This window comes from Desulfosporosinus paludis (genome assembly GCF_045689965.1).
Taxonomy (GTDB): Bacteria; Bacillota; Desulfitobacteriia; order Desulfitobacteriales; family Desulfitobacteriaceae; genus Desulfosporosinus; species Desulfosporosinus paludis.
In genome coordinates this window covers 4167370-4183369 of sequence record NZ_CP144211.1, presented here as the reverse complement: position 1 = coordinate 4183369, position 16000 = coordinate 4167370, and the positions used below count along the sequence as shown (strand labels likewise).

13 protein-coding genes and 1 pseudogene are annotated in these 16000 nt (G+C 40.2%); 1 reads left to right on the top strand and 13 read right to left on the bottom strand.

The genetic code is table 11. From position 1 onward, the window contains the following. Positions 1-549 precede the first annotated feature (549 nt). Positions 550-2613 carry a methyl-accepting chemotaxis protein gene (locus tag VZF35_RS20735; protein WP_407308072.1) on the top strand — a complete coding sequence of 688 codons (2064 nt, stop codon included), beginning with the start codon at positions 550-552 and terminating at the stop codon, positions 2611-2613. 270 nt (positions 2614-2883) lie between these two features. Here VZF35_RS20735 and VZF35_RS20730 read toward each other — a convergent pair whose 3' ends face one another. The 13 genes and pseudogenes from VZF35_RS20730 to VZF35_RS20670 form a co-directional block, all read right to left on the bottom strand. Next, the gene (locus VZF35_RS20730; protein WP_407308070.1) at positions 2884-3192 is read right to left on the bottom strand and encodes a hypothetical protein; all 309 of its coding nucleotides are present in this window, start codon (positions 3190-3192) and stop codon (positions 2884-2886) included. A 39-nt stretch (positions 3193-3231) separates the two neighbouring features. Next, entirely contained in the window at positions 3232-3918 is a 687-nt protein-coding gene (locus VZF35_RS20725; RefSeq protein ID WP_407308068.1) for a CDGSH iron-sulfur domain-containing protein, read from the bottom strand. A gap of 87 nt (positions 3919-4005) precedes the next feature. Then, a complete protein-coding gene (locus VZF35_RS20720) occupies positions 4006-4257 on the bottom strand; it encodes an adenylate cyclase (protein ID WP_407308066.1) in 252 nt (83 codons plus the stop codon). 64 nt (positions 4258-4321) lie between these two features. Beyond that, a complete protein-coding gene (locus tag VZF35_RS20715) occupies positions 4322-4657 on the bottom strand; it encodes a TfoX/Sxy family protein (protein ID WP_407308064.1) in 336 nt (111 codons plus the stop codon). A 459-nt stretch (positions 4658-5116) separates the two neighbouring features. After that, positions 5117-5331 (bottom strand): annotated as a pseudogene (locus VZF35_RS20710) (nitroreductase family protein); the annotation flags it as partial. Between the two features lie 526 nt (positions 5332-5857). Further along, on the bottom strand, positions 5858-6619 hold the full coding sequence (locus VZF35_RS20705; RefSeq protein WP_407308062.1) for a transglycosylase domain-containing protein: 762 nt from the start codon (positions 6617-6619) through the stop codon (positions 5858-5860). Between the two features lie 168 nt (positions 6620-6787). Further along, positions 6788-8065: a phosphopyruvate hydratase gene (eno, locus tag VZF35_RS20700; protein WP_407314762.1), complete on the bottom strand. Its 1278-nt coding sequence runs from the start codon at positions 8063-8065 to the stop codon at positions 6788-6790. A 390-nt stretch (positions 8066-8455) separates the two neighbouring features. Further along, complete coding sequence (locus VZF35_RS20695) at positions 8456-9628, bottom strand: diphosphate--fructose-6-phosphate 1-phosphotransferase (RefSeq protein ID WP_407308060.1); 1173 nt, start codon at positions 9626-9628, stop codon at positions 8456-8458. After that, positions 9621-10790, bottom strand: a complete 1170-nt coding sequence (locus VZF35_RS20690) for a class II fructose-bisphosphate aldolase (RefSeq protein WP_407308058.1) — start codon at positions 10788-10790, stop codon at positions 9621-9623. The genes VZF35_RS20695 and VZF35_RS20690 overlap by 8 nt, the downstream gene beginning before the upstream one ends. Position 10791: 1 nt before the next feature. Next, entirely contained in the window at positions 10792-12231 is a 1440-nt protein-coding gene (locus VZF35_RS20685; RefSeq protein ID WP_407308056.1) for a lactate racemase domain-containing protein, read from the bottom strand. A 28-nt stretch (positions 12232-12259) separates the two neighbouring features. Then, on the bottom strand, positions 12260-13633 hold the full coding sequence (gene lpdA / locus VZF35_RS20680; RefSeq protein WP_407308054.1) for a dihydrolipoyl dehydrogenase: 1374 nt from the start codon (positions 13631-13633) through the stop codon (positions 12260-12262). A gap of 24 nt (positions 13634-13657) precedes the next feature. Next, a complete protein-coding gene (locus tag VZF35_RS20675; protein ID WP_407308052.1) occupies positions 13658-14593 on the bottom strand; it encodes a triose-phosphate isomerase in 936 nt (311 codons plus the stop codon). A gap of 15 nt (positions 14594-14608) precedes the next feature. Beyond that, entirely contained in the window at positions 14609-15904 is a 1296-nt protein-coding gene (locus VZF35_RS20670; RefSeq protein WP_407308050.1) for a glucose-6-phosphate isomerase, read from the bottom strand. Between the last annotated feature and the right edge of the window lie 96 nt (positions 15905-16000).

Here is a 16000-nt window from a genome sequence, read left to right as displayed (position 1 = left end):
ATTTTAAACAAATTTTGTGCATAGTACTATTTTTCACTAGATAATTGCCTGTCTTTCTCTATAGATGGCTTTTTCCCTTTAAAAAATGCTTGTGGAGTTTTTATAGCATTGTCCTTGAACGTACTTCCTTATACTTTGACCGATCTGAGCTAAAAACCAAAGACAATTCGAAAAGGTAAGATAATTTGATTAGCAACTAATTCACCAGATGAAAATCTTTCAAAAATACCATGCACAAAGCAATGATCTAAACCACACATCCACTTTTCAGCGCATCGCGGAATTGGATAAAGAGATAGATAACCTGGTCTGAGGGAGCGAGCGCTCTTTTATGTTGTGAATGAGAAGTAAAAGTCTTAGGATGAGCGACATTTCGTTATGCTATATCCCATATAGCTATTTAGTATATTACAGTTTTAGACAAAGGTACTATAATTGATAAGCATATATTAAATAAATTGTTGAATATTAAGACATTGTCGTGTTTATTGCGATATTGACATTGTCGTAATTTCTTTTACTTATCAATCTAGGAGGAGGGCCTTATGAATGAAGTTTAGAAGTATTCAATCACGGTTTCTAGTGATCTCTTCATCAATTATCGTAGTTGCACTAGCAACTGTAGGGGCCATATCAAGCTTCGAGGTGACAACCCAAGCAAGAAATGAATATTTTAGTAATTCCAACGAACAGATGAAGATTGCCGAGAAATCAATCAAAATCTTTTATGACCAAATCGATAAAGACATTAATATGATGGCTTCAAATCCATTGGTAATGCAAGCACTTACTGGGAATATTACGTCATATGTAGCCAATAGTGAACAAGTTAAAATAACACCTTCCAAAAATGGGGGACTTGAACAAGAAATTTATGATGTTTTTAACCAGTATGGAAAAACTCATCCAGGTACGATGTATGTCTATTTTGGAACGGAAAAGAGTTCTTATCTTCAGTGGCCTGAGACCAACATTCCTGCAAAATTCAATCCTCCTGAAAAAGGTTGGTATAAGGCTGGCTTAAGTGGAAATGGATCCATCGTAAGAACGGCACCCTATATTGATGGTATCTCAAATCAAATGATTACAAGCAATGTACGATCTTTTACTGATACTAATGGACATCTGATAGGAACAATAGGAATCGACGTTCAACAGTCTGTCATTAGCGATATGTTAAGCTCAATGAAACCTGGTAAAACAGGCTTTTATATGATAGTCCATAATACTGGGGTTATTCTTGCCGATGGAAATGATCCTAAGAATAATTTTAAGAAATTAGATGAAACACATATCTCAGGATTAGGCAATCTCCTGTCAAAAGATTTAAAGCCCTTTGATGTTACTATTAATGGAATGAAGTACATAGTTAATCCGTATAAAGTCTCCGGAACCGACTGGATTTTAGCGTCATTCATGTCAGAAAACGAGCTAACTCAAAGCGCTAGAAATATATCGACGATAGTTTTAAGTGTTTCAGTAATTATGCTGCTTATTACCGTATTGTTAATCACCATTGCTACAAGAAGAATTACAATACCTATATTAAAGTCTTCGGAGTATTTAAAAATTGTTGCCAGCGGAGACTTATCGCAGGAGATAGATCCCAAATACTTAGCCAGAGCAGATGAGATTGGTTCTATCACAAATGCTATAACTGAAACAAAAAATTCTATTAAGCATCTGATAACTAGTATCAAGAACGAATCTTCAACTATCGAAGAAGAAGTCCATGAGGCAATGATCATTGTCATGACGTTAACCAAGAGCCTCGAGGAAATATCTGCTACAACCGAAGAATTGGCTGCAAGTATGGAAGAAACTTCTGCATCGACAGAAGAGATGTCAGCGACTTCACAGGAGATAGGAAAATCAGTTCAGTTAATTGCTGAAAAGTCTCAGAAAGGGGAAATCTCAGCAAGCAAAATTGCGAAAAGAGCAGATGATACTAAGAAAAATGTTGATGCTGCCCAAAAGAAAGCCTATGATATTTTTGTGGATACTAGAAATAAGTTAGAACAGGCAATAGTAGAATCTAAGGTAGTCAATCAAATTAATTTATTAACTCAATCCATCATGCAGATAACGGAACAAACTAACTTGCTTGCCTTAAATGCAGCGATTGAGGCTGCAAGAGCTGGGGAAGCAGGTAGAGGTTTCTCAGTTGTTTCAGAAGAAATCAGAAAACTTGCAGAGCAATCAAAAGGCGCTGTCATGCAAATACAGGATGTCACTCATAAAGTAACAAGCTCAGTGGATAATCTCTCGAGTAACTCTGATAGTTTGTTGTCTTTCGTTTCTGTAGATGTTGATAACGATTATAGGGTTATGCTGAATGTAGCCGAGAAGTATAATGAAGATGCTAATTTTGTCGATGAGCTGGTTACAGAACTTAATTCGACATCTATGCAACTTATTGAATCGATTCAAACTATTTTAGGTGCCATTAATGGAGTAGCTCAAGCTGCTAATGAAGGTGCCATCGGAATTACGGATATCGCAAATCGAACCACAGATGTAAAAAACAAATCTAATGATGTTATGGAGCAGGTATTGAGGGCAAAAGAAAGTGCTAGCCAATTAATGGAGGAAACCAAGAAATTCCTAATTTAAAATAAAGATTTGTATGCCTTACAATAATCCCAGCGAATGGTGCTGTAATTCCTATTATTCAGTTTGCAGTGGTTTTGGTATAAAAACTCTATACACTCTTTGAAACATTAGAATATATCAGCCCTCACCGATTGAGATGAGGGCTGATTATCTATGATATGGATCTACTTATTGCGATTAACCCATCATCGCCCTATTCTTGTTGAGCGACCTCCATTTTTTTCGACCATTACCAATTTGTTATCGATAGATTTTTCCACAAATGAATCTTTAACTGTCTCTTTTTACCTTTGCATTCTTGAGCGAGTTTGATAATTTTGCATATATAGCTTCATCTATCACTTGCAGTTGTGTCAGCGTTTTTCCGTAAGCCACTGCTCCATTGTTAAATTTCTGATCATCTGTATCTTCTTCTAGTGAAACGGACTCTTGATCTAAGAGCTTAGGCATGTAATTATCGAGGAAATTCTTGTCCCACATCATAATATGACTGATAATATCGTGTGCTGCCCACTTACCATCACTAATTGGGGATTTCCATTTTGTTACATCAATCTCACGTAAGGAATATAAAAACACAACATAACTTTCTAGCTGTTCTAAAAGATCGGAGTCTGACTACATATGATCGATATATCTTACTGAGACATGTGTAGCATCGCAAAAAGGCTTGTTTCTTGATTTACCACAGCGACAAAGGGCGACTCTATTCCTTACTTCATAGGTGAAGTTTTCTGATGATTCAATGGGAATATTTCCCTTAACAAAAATCGGACCACTGACTCTTCTCTCGGGATCTTGAAGAATTTCGATCGAAGGCTCTAAATTTGGTTCGATCAAGTTTCCTTCCTTATCTACGGCAACGAGCCTGCCTGCAGGGCAATCACTAGCAGCTTTGATGGCCTCTTCCCTGTATTTAGGATTATCGGAATGATCTACTAGCTCCCACACACTCCCTTCTTCTCTATGGCAGAACCTAGCAAAGGCACAACGATCGTCATCTAATAGATCTAAATTGGGTCCTTCTTGCTTTGACGCTCTATCTGTATACTTTTCTCTCGATGCAGACTCTGTTCCATCAAATTTAGAGACTTCGTGAGATCCATCACAGAAAGGGGAATTTTCGGATTTTCCGCATCGACAAAGGGCATATTCCTTAGCTTCATGAAAGGAATGCCCCATCTCATATTCATAACTCTTACCTTTGGGTTCAATAATTTTCTCAGACAAAGGTACATTCCCTGTCACAAGGTAGGGCCCGTTCCTTACGATTTTAATTTTACATTTTTGATTATCAAACGTCATTCTTATATTCACCTTCTAAATACATCTTTACGATAAAATGCAATTACAATAAACAAGAATCTTCACGGTCAAAATAAAGAGTCTCAATTAATCTAACAAAATCCGCAAAGCATCATCAAGAGCATTAAGGTAGTCTAATGGCAAATCGCGGACCGTTTCTCGGATATGTTTATAGGCCCTTCGATGCGCTTCTAAAGTTAAGGCTTCCTGAGGATAACAAGAATCCACTAGTTTAACAAGATCCTCCGCCTCTTCAGCATGACCATGTTGACTGAGATAATCAAATAGGGGAACAGCAAACTTAAATACATCACTTTTAGTTTTAATTGTAAAAGACATTTTACATACTCCATTTCTTATATCCAAAATGCTCCAATTGTATCCTCTCGCACTTCAGATTTTGTTACCGCTCAGCGTTTTTATTTCGAGATACAAATAAGGATTTTCTAGCCCATTCCTTTAACAATTCTCTGTTTTCCAGTATATCAACAGGAACTTCATAATAGGGCATTACCATATTTCTGTCATCAAATGGCTGGAATGGTTTCATTCCTAATCTTTCGTAGTCTGACTTATTTGAGTCTCCCACCTTAAAATATAGGATGTCATTGGCCAGTATTCCAAAAATCAAACCTTCAAAGTAAATTCCTGCACCGCCAAACATCTTCTTGACCGTAACATAACCTAACTTTCCAAGTTGATCTACAACGTATTCCTTAAAGCTTTCACCAACAGCCATGATGCTCCTCCAGTTCAACGTTCATCTGGTTGTTCTTCCTATGATTTGGTGGAGGATCTTCACATAACACGTACGAGCACGGGACCTTCAAATTCACATAACGGCTTCCTCTCTCACAGACTTATTCCTTGTTAAAAATCCTTCCTCTTCTCAAGTTCTTCTTTTATTGCTAAATTCCTCTAACTTAGAACAAAAGAAGCCAGTAAAACTTCAATGTAAGCGTACATAATCTCACCTTGGAATTCAGCAGGAATTAAAATTTTAACCTTTTTTCCCAACCATACCCAGAATCTTGTCTATCATACCATACCATCTCTATGGTACTGATGGTTTCTACAAGAAATTTCGGATCGTGGCTGTGGTTACTTCGACGCTTGGGCCAACTTTACGGCCACTACTATTTTTCCACTACCCGGCTCAGTCAATTAAAGTGTTTAAAATTTTGGTTAGTATTTGCCTTTACCAGCTTTCATAGTGGGTTATCTCTTCAAATTTTTTCTTGGACGAGCTTTTGGTAATTCATCTGCATAACCAATGGTTAGTATGCAAACAACATATTTATCAGAAGGAATATTTAAGATTGGTCTAATTTCTTCTTGGGTAAACCATGCAACCCAGCAAGTCCCTAAGCCTAAATTGTTAGCTTCAAGTACAATGTGCTCTATTGCAATTGAATAATTTTGTCATCGTCCACTGGTCTATCAAGGTATTCAAAATCAAATATTTGGGTTGGTCCATTCTTAAAGTCATTGATAGGTACTGTTCTAAATTTCTTCTGTCGAAGAGCCTAAAGGCTCCAAGCTTGTTCTCACTTTTCTCAAAAACTTTCTGAACAATAACTATTCCATCCACCTTGAGGCGATTAAAAAGAAAGAGAACCCACTTACAGATAGAATTGGGTTCTCTTTTAGTATGGAGACAGATCACTGAGGGCATGATCCAAATTTCAAGAAAACAGTATCAAAATCATCGTTATCCTTATTCCATTCAAATCTAATTATATTATATTGAAGAAAGAATCAAGTTGGAAAAGAGACTTGCACGGTCCCTGAAGCTGCTTAGGTAATCAGAATTCAAGAAGCTTTACATTAAGTTAGCCAAGGAAGGCACCGGAAAAGGTTTGAGCCACAGGCGTTTGAGGCACTTCTCGTATCTATGGACTGTCGAACACGAGCCATACTCAGCGAGCCGTATAAAAAACTATACAAGGGCTAGTTTTAGCTTATTAGTTGATGGACGGGAATCCTTTAAATTTATAGGTTCACTAAGAATCTGTTGAGCTTGCGATTCATTAATTACTCCACTATCGACCAAACATTGGATGACAATATGTTGCCGTTCGCGGGCTAGCGCTATGTTAGAATATGGATCGTAGTCACTTGGCGCATTTGGAATACCCGCAAGCATGGTTAGCTCGCCTGCATTCAACTTCGAAGGTGGTCTTCCAAAGTATATTTCTGCCGCTTGATATAATCCGTTAGCACCTTGTCCAAAGTAAATGACATTGGCGTAGAAGGAAAATGTTTCTTGCTTACTCATCGTGTCATACAGCCCAATTGCGTATACACTCTCAATCAACTTCCACATTAATGATTTTGATGTATTTACTAATAGGGTGTTATGAATCAATTGCTGTGTGATCGTTGAACCACCTTGAAGGGGCTGCTCTCGACTAATGTCAACTTTGACAGCTCTTAAAGTTCCCTTTAGATCGATTCCTTTATTTCTAGAAAAACTGCGATCCTCTGTAGCAATGACTGCTTCTCGATAAATTTTGGGTATTTCATTGTAAGACAGAAATTGACTATGCTGAGCTTGTATTTTCATGAGTACATTATTACGAACTTGACTAGAGATCCTGTTTACATGCATGAAATAATACTTTAACCCATGCCATCCAATAAATAAAGTAGCAAATGCTAAAATAAGGACTCCAAACATCCTTTTGGCAACGCTCTTCACGAGTTCCTCCAATAGAAATAAGAATAGACTTTCATCTACATTCTTAACGATAAAGCGCCGCCTTAAACATAGGAAGATTAATTTGACACATGATTAATACATAACAGATGAGTTTCTGCGCGACGTTCTAAGTCAGGAATCATACTCATGTCAATATTAGGCCTATGCTTACCTGGCTAACGCTTTTCGCCTGCGATAAATAGCACATTCCCCAAGTTTCTCTTCTATGCGAAGCAATTCGTTGTACTTAGCAACCCTCTCGGTTCGAGCTGGAGCCCCCGTTTTGATCATACCAGCATTGACTGCAACTGCAACATGTGCTAGAGTTACATCTTCTGTTTCCCCAGAACGATGAGAGACGACAGCGGTATATCCTGCCCGTTTGGCCATTTCGATCGCATCGAGGGTTTCAGTTAATGTACCAATCTGATTGAATTTGATAAGGATTGAGTTGGCACATTTCTCCTTAATTCCGCGGGCCAAACGCTCCAGATTTGTCACAAATAAGTCGTCCCCAACGAGTTGGACACGATCCCCCAAATGCTCTGTCAGCTTACTCCAACCTTCCCAGTCTTCTTCATCGAGCCCGTCTTCTATGGAGACAATCGGATAACGCTTGATCAATCTCTCATAATAATCAATCATCTCATCTGAGGTCTTCTTAAGTCCTTCTCCTTCCAAATTATAGATTCCATTTTCGAAAAGTTCTGTGGCTGCTACATCAAGAGCCAGCGCGATTTGTTCTCCAGGAATATACCCTGCCCTTTGAATCGCGTCCACAATACACTGCAGCGCATCTTCGTTGGATTCAAGGCTGGGGGCAAAACCGCCCTCATCTCCGATTGCCGTAGCGAGAGTTTTTTCGATTAGAACGGCTTTCAAATTGTGGTACACTTCTGTCCCCATACGCAAGGCTTCAGCAAAGCTAGACGCTCCGACAGGCATAATCATGAATTCCTGAATGTCCACATTGTTATCCGCATGTTTACCACCATTTAATATGTTCATCATTGGTACTGGAAGCTCTTTAGCATTAACTCCACCCAAATACTGATAGAGGGTTAATCCGAGCGACTCTGCAGCTGCTTTGGCTACAGCTAAGGACACACCCAGGATCGCGTTAGCTCCCAAATTCCCCTTATTTGTTGTTCTATCAAGTTCAATCAAGAGACGATCTAATCCTGGTTGGTCGAATGGATTCAATCCTTTAACTTTTGATCCGATTAATAAGTTAACGTTTTCAACTGCTTTTAATACCCCTTTACCTAAATAACGAGTGGCATCTCCGTCCCTAAGTTCTACAGCTTCAAAAGCCCCTGTAGAAGCACCTGAAGGTACAGCCGCACGTCCTATAACCCCATCTGAAAGAACAACCTCTACTTCTAGTGTCGGATTCCCTCGAGAATCCAAGATTTCACGGGCATAAACATCTGAAATGTATGGCATCATTAAAATTTCCTCCTTGTCCTTTTAGAAAATTTACTTATCTTCATTGATCAATAATTTCCTTAGAGTATGGCTAACCACTTTATGTTATCCCTCCGAAAATTGTTCATTGAGAACATTATTATGACTTATTAATCCACTGCGCTGGGAATTAATCAAGGGGCCGAAAGGACAAAAATGTAACCATCTTATCGTTTTATAGGATTATCTACCGAAGTAACCTCCAAAAATTCTAAGGAAAAAGGAATGGTATTACTAATGTCACATTTACCCTATTAAATTGTTAAAAATTAAACTATCTATTTATTTCTTTAATTGAAAGGTACGTAAGAAAATTCAGTATTGAACATTGATTGTGAACTTTTAAGAACTGAAAAACCTATAGCCTATTCAAATAATATAATTTGTGAAAGTCGGCAGCGGTTCACCAATTAGAGGCTTGCAGTATTCAATAAATTCAGAAGTAATACCATTCCCTCTGCTATTAATAAAGCTATCTGGTAACTTCTTTTCATGCATCATTACTTCATTTAAGGGTATCAAAAACGGCTCACAATGATAAGGATGATTAGAAATGCGTTTGAACCCAACCATCTTTCCCGTCTCACCTTGAAGTGCTGACTGTACAGAATAGGCCCCTGCAAGGATAGCCTCTTCCCGGTCTTTCGCAGATTGATAGGCTATAGAGGCTCTCCCCATAATACCCGGTTTTTCGCTGCGAGCTTTGATGCCTAACTCTTTGATCACTAACATGGCTAAATGAGTACCTACATCTCCAAAATACACATCTCTGCCCTTTGTCATTAACGGAGGAACGATGGAATTGCCCTGACCGTCCTTTAGCCCTTCACTAACCACAACCACCACTCCGCCATACTCCTTATGCAATTGTTGAACATCCTCAAGAAACTTTACAGAATCAAAGGCTCTTTCAGATACATAAATAAGATGCGGAGCATCTCCTGCCTTTTCCTGGGCAAGTATTGATGAGGCGGTAATCCAGCCGGCATTCCTTCCCATGGCCTCGATAATGCAGACATGGATGGGCATGGACTTAATATCCTGCGCTATCTCGGCTGTTGCTGCTGCAATAAATCTCGCAGCACTGCCGAAACCGGGGGAATGGTCGGTCACGGCGATATCATTATCTACAGTCTTAGGAATTCCTAGGACACGAATATCATGCTCCTGGGCAAGGCGGAAGATTTTCCCGCAGGTATCCATTGAACCGTTCCCGCCATTAAAGAGAAGATATTTAATCCTCTTTTTCAACAAATTAGTGAGGATGATTTCATAATCCGTTTCACGAAGGTGTATCCTTGAAGTACCAATGGCTGAAGCAGGGGTAAAGGGAAGTCGTTCAATACTGCTGTACGTTTGTTTTTTCAAGTCGATATACGTTTCTTGCAGTATCCCTTCCACTCCCCCAATAGCCCCATAGATCCCTGTAATTTTCCTGTACCTCTTGGCTTCTTCAATAGCTCCGTACAAAGAGGCGTTGATAACAGCCGTGGGGCCTCCGCCATGAACAATCAGCAAATTGTCCTCACTTATGCTACTCAATCCTGCCCTCTCCTTTATGATACCTTTCGGCCATCTCTTCTAAGCCAATAACCTCTACTTTAGGAGCATATCCAACGGACCCGAATTCCACGATTTGTGAGCCGACGACCTCCTTGACTCCATTCTTGATACAGATCATAAGCTCTTGCAGCACAGGATCATTAGTATCGTCGCCCGTAATAAAGCTTGCCATGATCGGACTTAAATAAGCTCTTGGGTCGAATTGTTCCGGAGCCTGCTCCAAACGTTCTCGAATAGCTTGGATGGATGGGCTCATTACTTGGTGAGTCAGATTATAAATAAACTCGCGTATATTTCTGGTTACTGCTAAGCGAATATCTGTATCAACATTAATTTTGCCAATGCCCGCTTTAATGACAGGTTTCAGTTCAGACATTGGTATGCCGTTGGCCTGAGCCAGTTTCCCGCCGAGTTGGTTGATCTCTTCAACAATATATTTAGGTACCGACGAAGACCCATGAGAAACCAAGACCCCAAAAATTCCTTCATGTTTGAGGTTCTCCATCGTAGCGATGACAATCTCTTTGCGCAATTGGATATTGTCGCCTTTGACCGCACCATGCTTTGTCCCATAAGAAATAGCTAAACAGTCCACTCCGGTCTTCCGAAAAAACTCAACGGCTTTAAGGGGGTTGGTATAGGTTGAATGTTCGGAGAAAACATCATCTTCTACGCCGGAGAGCACACCGAGTTCCCCTTCCACCGTAACTCCTCGGGCATGAGCATATTGAACAACCTCACGTGTAAGATCAACATTCTTAGCAAAAGGAAGATGAGAGCCATCAATCATGACTGACGTGTAGCCTCCGTCGATCGCTGCTTTAACCGACTCAAAGTCTTTGCCATGATCCAGGTGAAGTATGATGGGTATTGGGGAATCCTTTGCGAGCTTGGCGACGGCATCCCCGATAAGTTTTGCGCCTTTTCGCTTGTCTTCAATAGTTCCCTTCATAAAATCTGCTTTTCCACCCATAAAAGCATTGGCAAGGTCTGCCCCTTGTAAGATGGCAGCTGAACGAAACATTTCATGAACCTCAATCACAGCCTCAGCTTGAACAACACTGTTGACATTAAAGGCTCCTTGAGCAAAGCCATATTTTCGAATGGTTTCCAGTAATGGCCTCAACGGTATAAGCGGCATGTTAATAATCCCCTTTCCGCATTCCTAAATGAACGCTTGCTGTTTTGAAGGCTTTGGGCAAAGCAAGGATATTCGGAGTCTTGCCAACATACTTTTCCGCATCTTTAAGCGCCTCTTCAAAAGAGGCCCGGGTTTTCATCCCCATACTTCGGGCGTAGCCAGGTTCATAAGCGCCGACGATATAAATCGCAGCACAATGCTTTTCCGCGATATGAGCACATGAAATCATGGAAAATGCATGATAAGGATGATAGCCATAGTTAAAACGGTATTTATCCGTATATTCCTTATTGAGAGCCAGATATTCGCCGTATTTCTCCAGATCGGGCAAGGTATTGTGATAATCCTTTTGGAAGAGATCATAGACAGTGCGATAGGCTGGGAATTCTTCATCATGAAAATAACCATTACAGATGGATGAACAGATTATTACGCAATTATCCTTTAAGATTCGCTTGTGACGAATAATCTGCGCGGAAATCGCCTGCATCATCAAGATCGGGTTCGTTCCCATTCCATTGCCGTAGTGAAAACTTTGGGGCATGCCAAAAACTACGACGTCATATTTTTTATCGGCCCAGGGCACATAGGTTCTTTTGTCCGCTACTTCCCAAGACAAGGGCTGAACTTCTTTGGCATAACCACTGAAGATTGCTATTTGTCTTTGGCTGGTATCCAGAACAGCATCACACGTAAAGAATTTTTTCTGCATACAGGTTTCCATATGTTGACCAATAGAGTCAAACTTACTGCGCATTAAGCTATGATTATTGACCGGAGTAAAATCATCCCGGTGCATCACATGAGGTACGTGATGAGAAGCAATAGATCTCCAATGTGTAATACCGGTAGCACAATGTTTATATCCCCCTGAGTATCCCCCATAGGGATTACCTAAAACATGGCCAATAAGTATTGCGAGATCAGCATCATAAACTTCTCTGTTCATGATCACCGGATTTCCCATGTCATCCCGACCAAGATCCACTAAGTTATCCCAGTTTTCGCTGTCATGATTTTTAATTTGATTCGACCACCAAAATTCATTGAAGGTTTGCTCTCCTAAAATACGCTTGATCTCTTCCCTCGTGTTCTTACGGTGGAGTCCGTTGCTGCAGATGAGTTGGATGTCTTTCTTTTCTACCCCGGCTTTTAGACACTCCTCAATGATAATGGGTATGGCAACTTTACGATGGGAAGTTTCCTGAAAGCCTCCCTTGACTCTGTCCGGAAAAACAATCACCACTTTGGAGCCCTTCTTTACCAATTCTGCGATGGGAACCATACCAATGGGATTCAGAATCGATTGCTTTGTTTTTTCGACAATATCACTAAGCAAAGGGGGATCTTGAACCGTCTCTCCCGGAATAAAAACATCCGTATTATCAGGCAATTCAACCTCCATTAACCCCTCGCCATATTCAAATGCAAACTTTTTCATAATGCCAACCTCCTTAGACACTCATTAATTATGCCTTGATCACGTGAATCGGTTCACCAAGAGCAACGTGCGCTGCTTCTAAAACGGTCTCACTAATAGTGGGGTGAGCGTGAATGGTTCGAGTTATATCCATAAGTGTCCCCTCTTGTTCCATGACCGCTGCAACTTGACCAATAATTTCTGTAGCGTTGGGGCCAATGATATGACACCCTATGACTCTTCCACTCTTCTTTTCTGCAATTATCTTGACAAAGCCTGTTGTTGCGCCCATTGCCAAAGCTTTCCCACAGGCCCTCATGGGGAATTTTCCCACAGCAATTTCTTTATACATTTCTTTGGCCTGTGTCTCTGTTAATCCGACCGAGCCTATTTCCGGAATTGTGTAAATACAGCTGGGAACAACCCGATAGGACATCATCGCTTGTTTTCCCGCAATAGTTTCCGCTGCAACAATTCCCTGCCTACTGGCAACGTGAGCCAATTGAATTTTTCCAGTAATATCGCCCACAGCATAAACACCCTTTAGGCTCGTCTCCATTCGATCGTTTACTTTAATATAGTTCCTCTCCAAGTCAAGCTTTAGGGCTTCCAATCCCTTTAAATTTGCTTTTCTGCCGACACTTACTAAAACTTGATCAGCTTCTAAGACGACTTCTTTAGCTCCTGTGACTGACACTTCAAAGTTACTAGTTTCTCTTTGAACCCCAACGACCTTGCAATTAGTTAATATTTTAACCCCGCTTGACTTGAGACTGGTCATAAGGGTTGCTGAAACCTCTGTGTCCATTAAAGGAACAAGATAAGACTGCATTTCAATTATCGTAACCTTGCTGCCAAAGCTGCTAAAAATTGTAGCCAGTTCACAGCCAATGACTCCGCCGCCAATGATGATAAGTTTTTCCGGTACATGATCCAATTCTAAAAGCTCTGTAGACGTTAAAATACCTTCCTCATTGAGTCCCGGTATAGGCGGTATAAAATTTGATGATCCCGTAGCAATGATTAATTGACTAAAATGAATTTCTTGATTGGAAACCTTCAGCGTATTTTCCGAGGAGACGTTGGCTTCCCCTCTGATAAGATCAATACCATTTCCTTTAAGTAGCAATTCTACCCCACTCACCAGCTGGTTGATGACTCGGTTTTTCATTTTCTGCGTTCCCTGCATATCAACTTCTGGTTTAGGTACTTTCAATCCCCTTTTCTCAGCATGTTTAATTTCTTGAAGGATCTCAGCATTCATAATTAAAGTTTTTGTCGGAATGCATCCTAGGTTGAGGCAAGTTCCGCCAACTTGCTCCTTTTCAACAACAACTGTTTTTAAGCCTAGTTGTGCCGCTCTGATAGCAGCTACATAACCACCTGGACCTGCACCAATAATTGCTACGTCGTAATGACTCATGATTACCTCCGAATTCGTTTAATGTTAATTAACGGATTCATAGTTCTTAATAATTTTCTCTAAGTCATCAGGATAAAATCCAATCTCTCCCGTGAATCGAGTCAAGGCAACAAGTCCTCCGCCAATGGCTTTAATTTGGGCAATAGACTCTGCATTTTCCTCCTTTAGACCTCCACCATAGACAACACTCACTTCTGAACCATAAAGTTCTCGAAAAGATTCTTTTATATAGGAAGCAACAAACGAAATATAGTCTGGTTCTGGCGGAGTTTTACCGGGTCCAATGGCCCAGAGGGGTTCATAAGCTAATACCAATCTGTTTTGAGGATAATCGTCTTTAAAATCTCTTAGGGTTTCTTCAAGTTGTCTTTTCAAAACCTTCTTGACGTTTGCATGCTGCTCATCCAGAGAACCATCCCCTCGTTCCTCGGCCGTCTCTCCCAAACACAAAAGAACATTCAGATTGGTACGCAAAGCGCAAAGTACTTCTTGTCGGACGATAGAATAGATTGCACCCTTCGCTTTATTTCGTTTCTCTTGATCCTGAAGTATTTCCGGATCATAAATAGACATTGTTTCCAATTTATCTTTAATTTCTTCCGAGTGACCTATAATCGCCCAAGTACATCCCAGGTTTTTGGCAGCGGCAGCAGGTCTATTAGTTGTAAAAGCCCCAAAGTTCCCGCCTTTCGTCACATCCTCCCGATAGACTCCCTGGCATCCGATATGAACACTCTTTGTTTTCTCGGCCGGAAAAGAGGAGAGCTTTTCATGGGCACTGATAATTAATCCTTCAGGGATCAAAAAGGTCACTTCGGTATTTTTCAATGTTCCAAGATTTTTTTGGACACTTGTTTCAATAATCCAGTCCATCCACTCCTTAGAGTTTTGGTAGTGACAGACCCCGCCCATTTCTCGGGGAACATCAAAACGCTTAAGGTTGACAAATATCTCAATCACAATCTTCACCTCGTATTAACTATCGTTTTCACTTTTGTACTTGACGCTTTTTAAGGCAGAAAACATGACATTTTTATAGGCTTCTACGCCCGGCTGATTGAACGGATTTACTCCGAGCAAAGACGCCGAAATATAGCAGGCATATTGGAAAAAGTAAAAAAGCTGTCCCATATAATAAGACGATAATTCCGGAATGTTGAGAACAAGACAAGGAACGCCACCTTCTGTATGTGCTTTCAGCGTTGCATTATAAGCGGTCTTATTCAAAAATGTGAAATCCTGGCTATCGATATACTGAAAGCCATCGCTGTCAGTTTCCTCATGGGGTATCTTGTAGAAGGCTCCTGGATTCTCCAAGTTAATAAACGTCTCAAAGAGCATCCTTTGACCCTCTTGAATATATTGTCCTAAGGAATGCAAATCTTCTGTAAAGGAACAAGCTGTCGGATATATTCCCTTCCCGTCTTTTCCTTCGCTCTCACCAAAAAGTTGTACCCACCACTTGGAAAAATAGGAAAGCAAGGGTTCGAAAAAAGCTAGAATTTCAAGATTATAACCTTTCTGGAGCAGAATATTTCTTATAACACCATAAAGTACTGCAGAATTGTTTTCCGGTTTTCGCGATTGTATTTCCTCTTTAATATCTTTTGCTCCCTTTAACAAATCATCAATATCTATTCCGGCCACGGCAATCGGCAAGAGACCTACGGAAGAAAGCACGGAAAACCTGCCTCCAACATCCATAGGAAAGGGCAACAGTGTATAACCCTTTTCTTTTCCGAGAATCTCCAAGCTGCTGTTATTTAGTGAGGCAGTTGCAATAATCCTCTTGGCGGCTCCTGTGGCTCCATACCTTTGCTCTAAGTAGTTTCTTAACACTCTAAAAGTGATTCCAGGTTCTAGGGTCGAGAAATTTTTTGCTATTACATTAACGTAAACGGATTTATCGGAAAGTTTACTAATGATTCGATTTATAGATTGAGGCGATAAATTATTGCCGGCATAAATTATTTCGACGTTATTGTCTCCCATAGATTCAATGACAGCTCTAGCCCCTTGATTTGAGCCACCAACGCCGATAAGGACAAAAACATCAGCCTTTTCTCGAATCTCATCAGCCTTTTCTTTAATTTCTATAATAAGCTGTTCGTTTGCGACAGAGGATAGATTAACCCAACCTAAATTATCTTGATCCTCTGTTGAGGCTTTAAGAACTTTTTTGATCAATTCACGATGCTTTTCTATTGAGTCATATATTTCGTCTTGGCTTATGAATGTGCTAACCCTCGTAAGATCAAGTTCGACCTTCATTCGTTGCCTCCTTGAATTATCTTTTAAGCGTCCTTTGACACTTTTAAGAATTCTTATATTAAGGATCTTCCTACCAATAACATATAAGATTCACGA

Excerpts from the sequence above, each read along its gene's own strand:
- VZF35_RS20735 (WP_407308072.1), top strand. The coding sequence starts at position 550 with ATGAAGTTTAGAAGTATTCAATCACGGTTTCTAGTGATCTCTTCATCA.
- VZF35_RS20725 (WP_407308068.1), bottom strand. The coding sequence starts at position 3,918 with ATGACGTTTGATAATCAAAAATGTAAAATTAAAATCGTAAGGAACGGG.
- VZF35_RS20720 (WP_407308066.1), bottom strand. The coding sequence starts at position 4,257 with ATGTCTTTTACAATTAAAACTAAAAGTGATGTATTTAAGTTTGCTGTT.
- VZF35_RS20715 (WP_407308064.1), bottom strand. The coding sequence starts at position 4,657 with ATGGCTGTTGGTGAAAGCTTTAAGGAATACGTTGTAGATCAACTTGGA.
- eno (WP_407314762.1), bottom strand. The coding sequence starts at position 8,065 with ATGCCATACATTTCAGATGTTTATGCCCGTGAAATCTTGGATTCTCGA.
- VZF35_RS20690 (WP_407308058.1), bottom strand. The coding sequence starts at position 10,790 with ATGCCGCTTATACCGTTGAGGCCATTACTGGAAACCATTCGAAAATAT.
- VZF35_RS20685 (WP_407308056.1), bottom strand. The coding sequence starts at position 12,231 with ATGAAAAAGTTTGCATTTGAATATGGCGAGGGGTTAATGGAGGTTGAA.
- lpdA (WP_407308054.1), bottom strand. The coding sequence starts at position 13,633 with ATGAGTCATTACGACGTAGCAATTATTGGTGCAGGTCCAGGTGGTTAT.
- VZF35_RS20670 (WP_407308050.1), bottom strand. The coding sequence starts at position 15,904 with ATGAAGGTCGAACTTGATCTTACGAGGGTTAGCACATTCATAAGCCAA.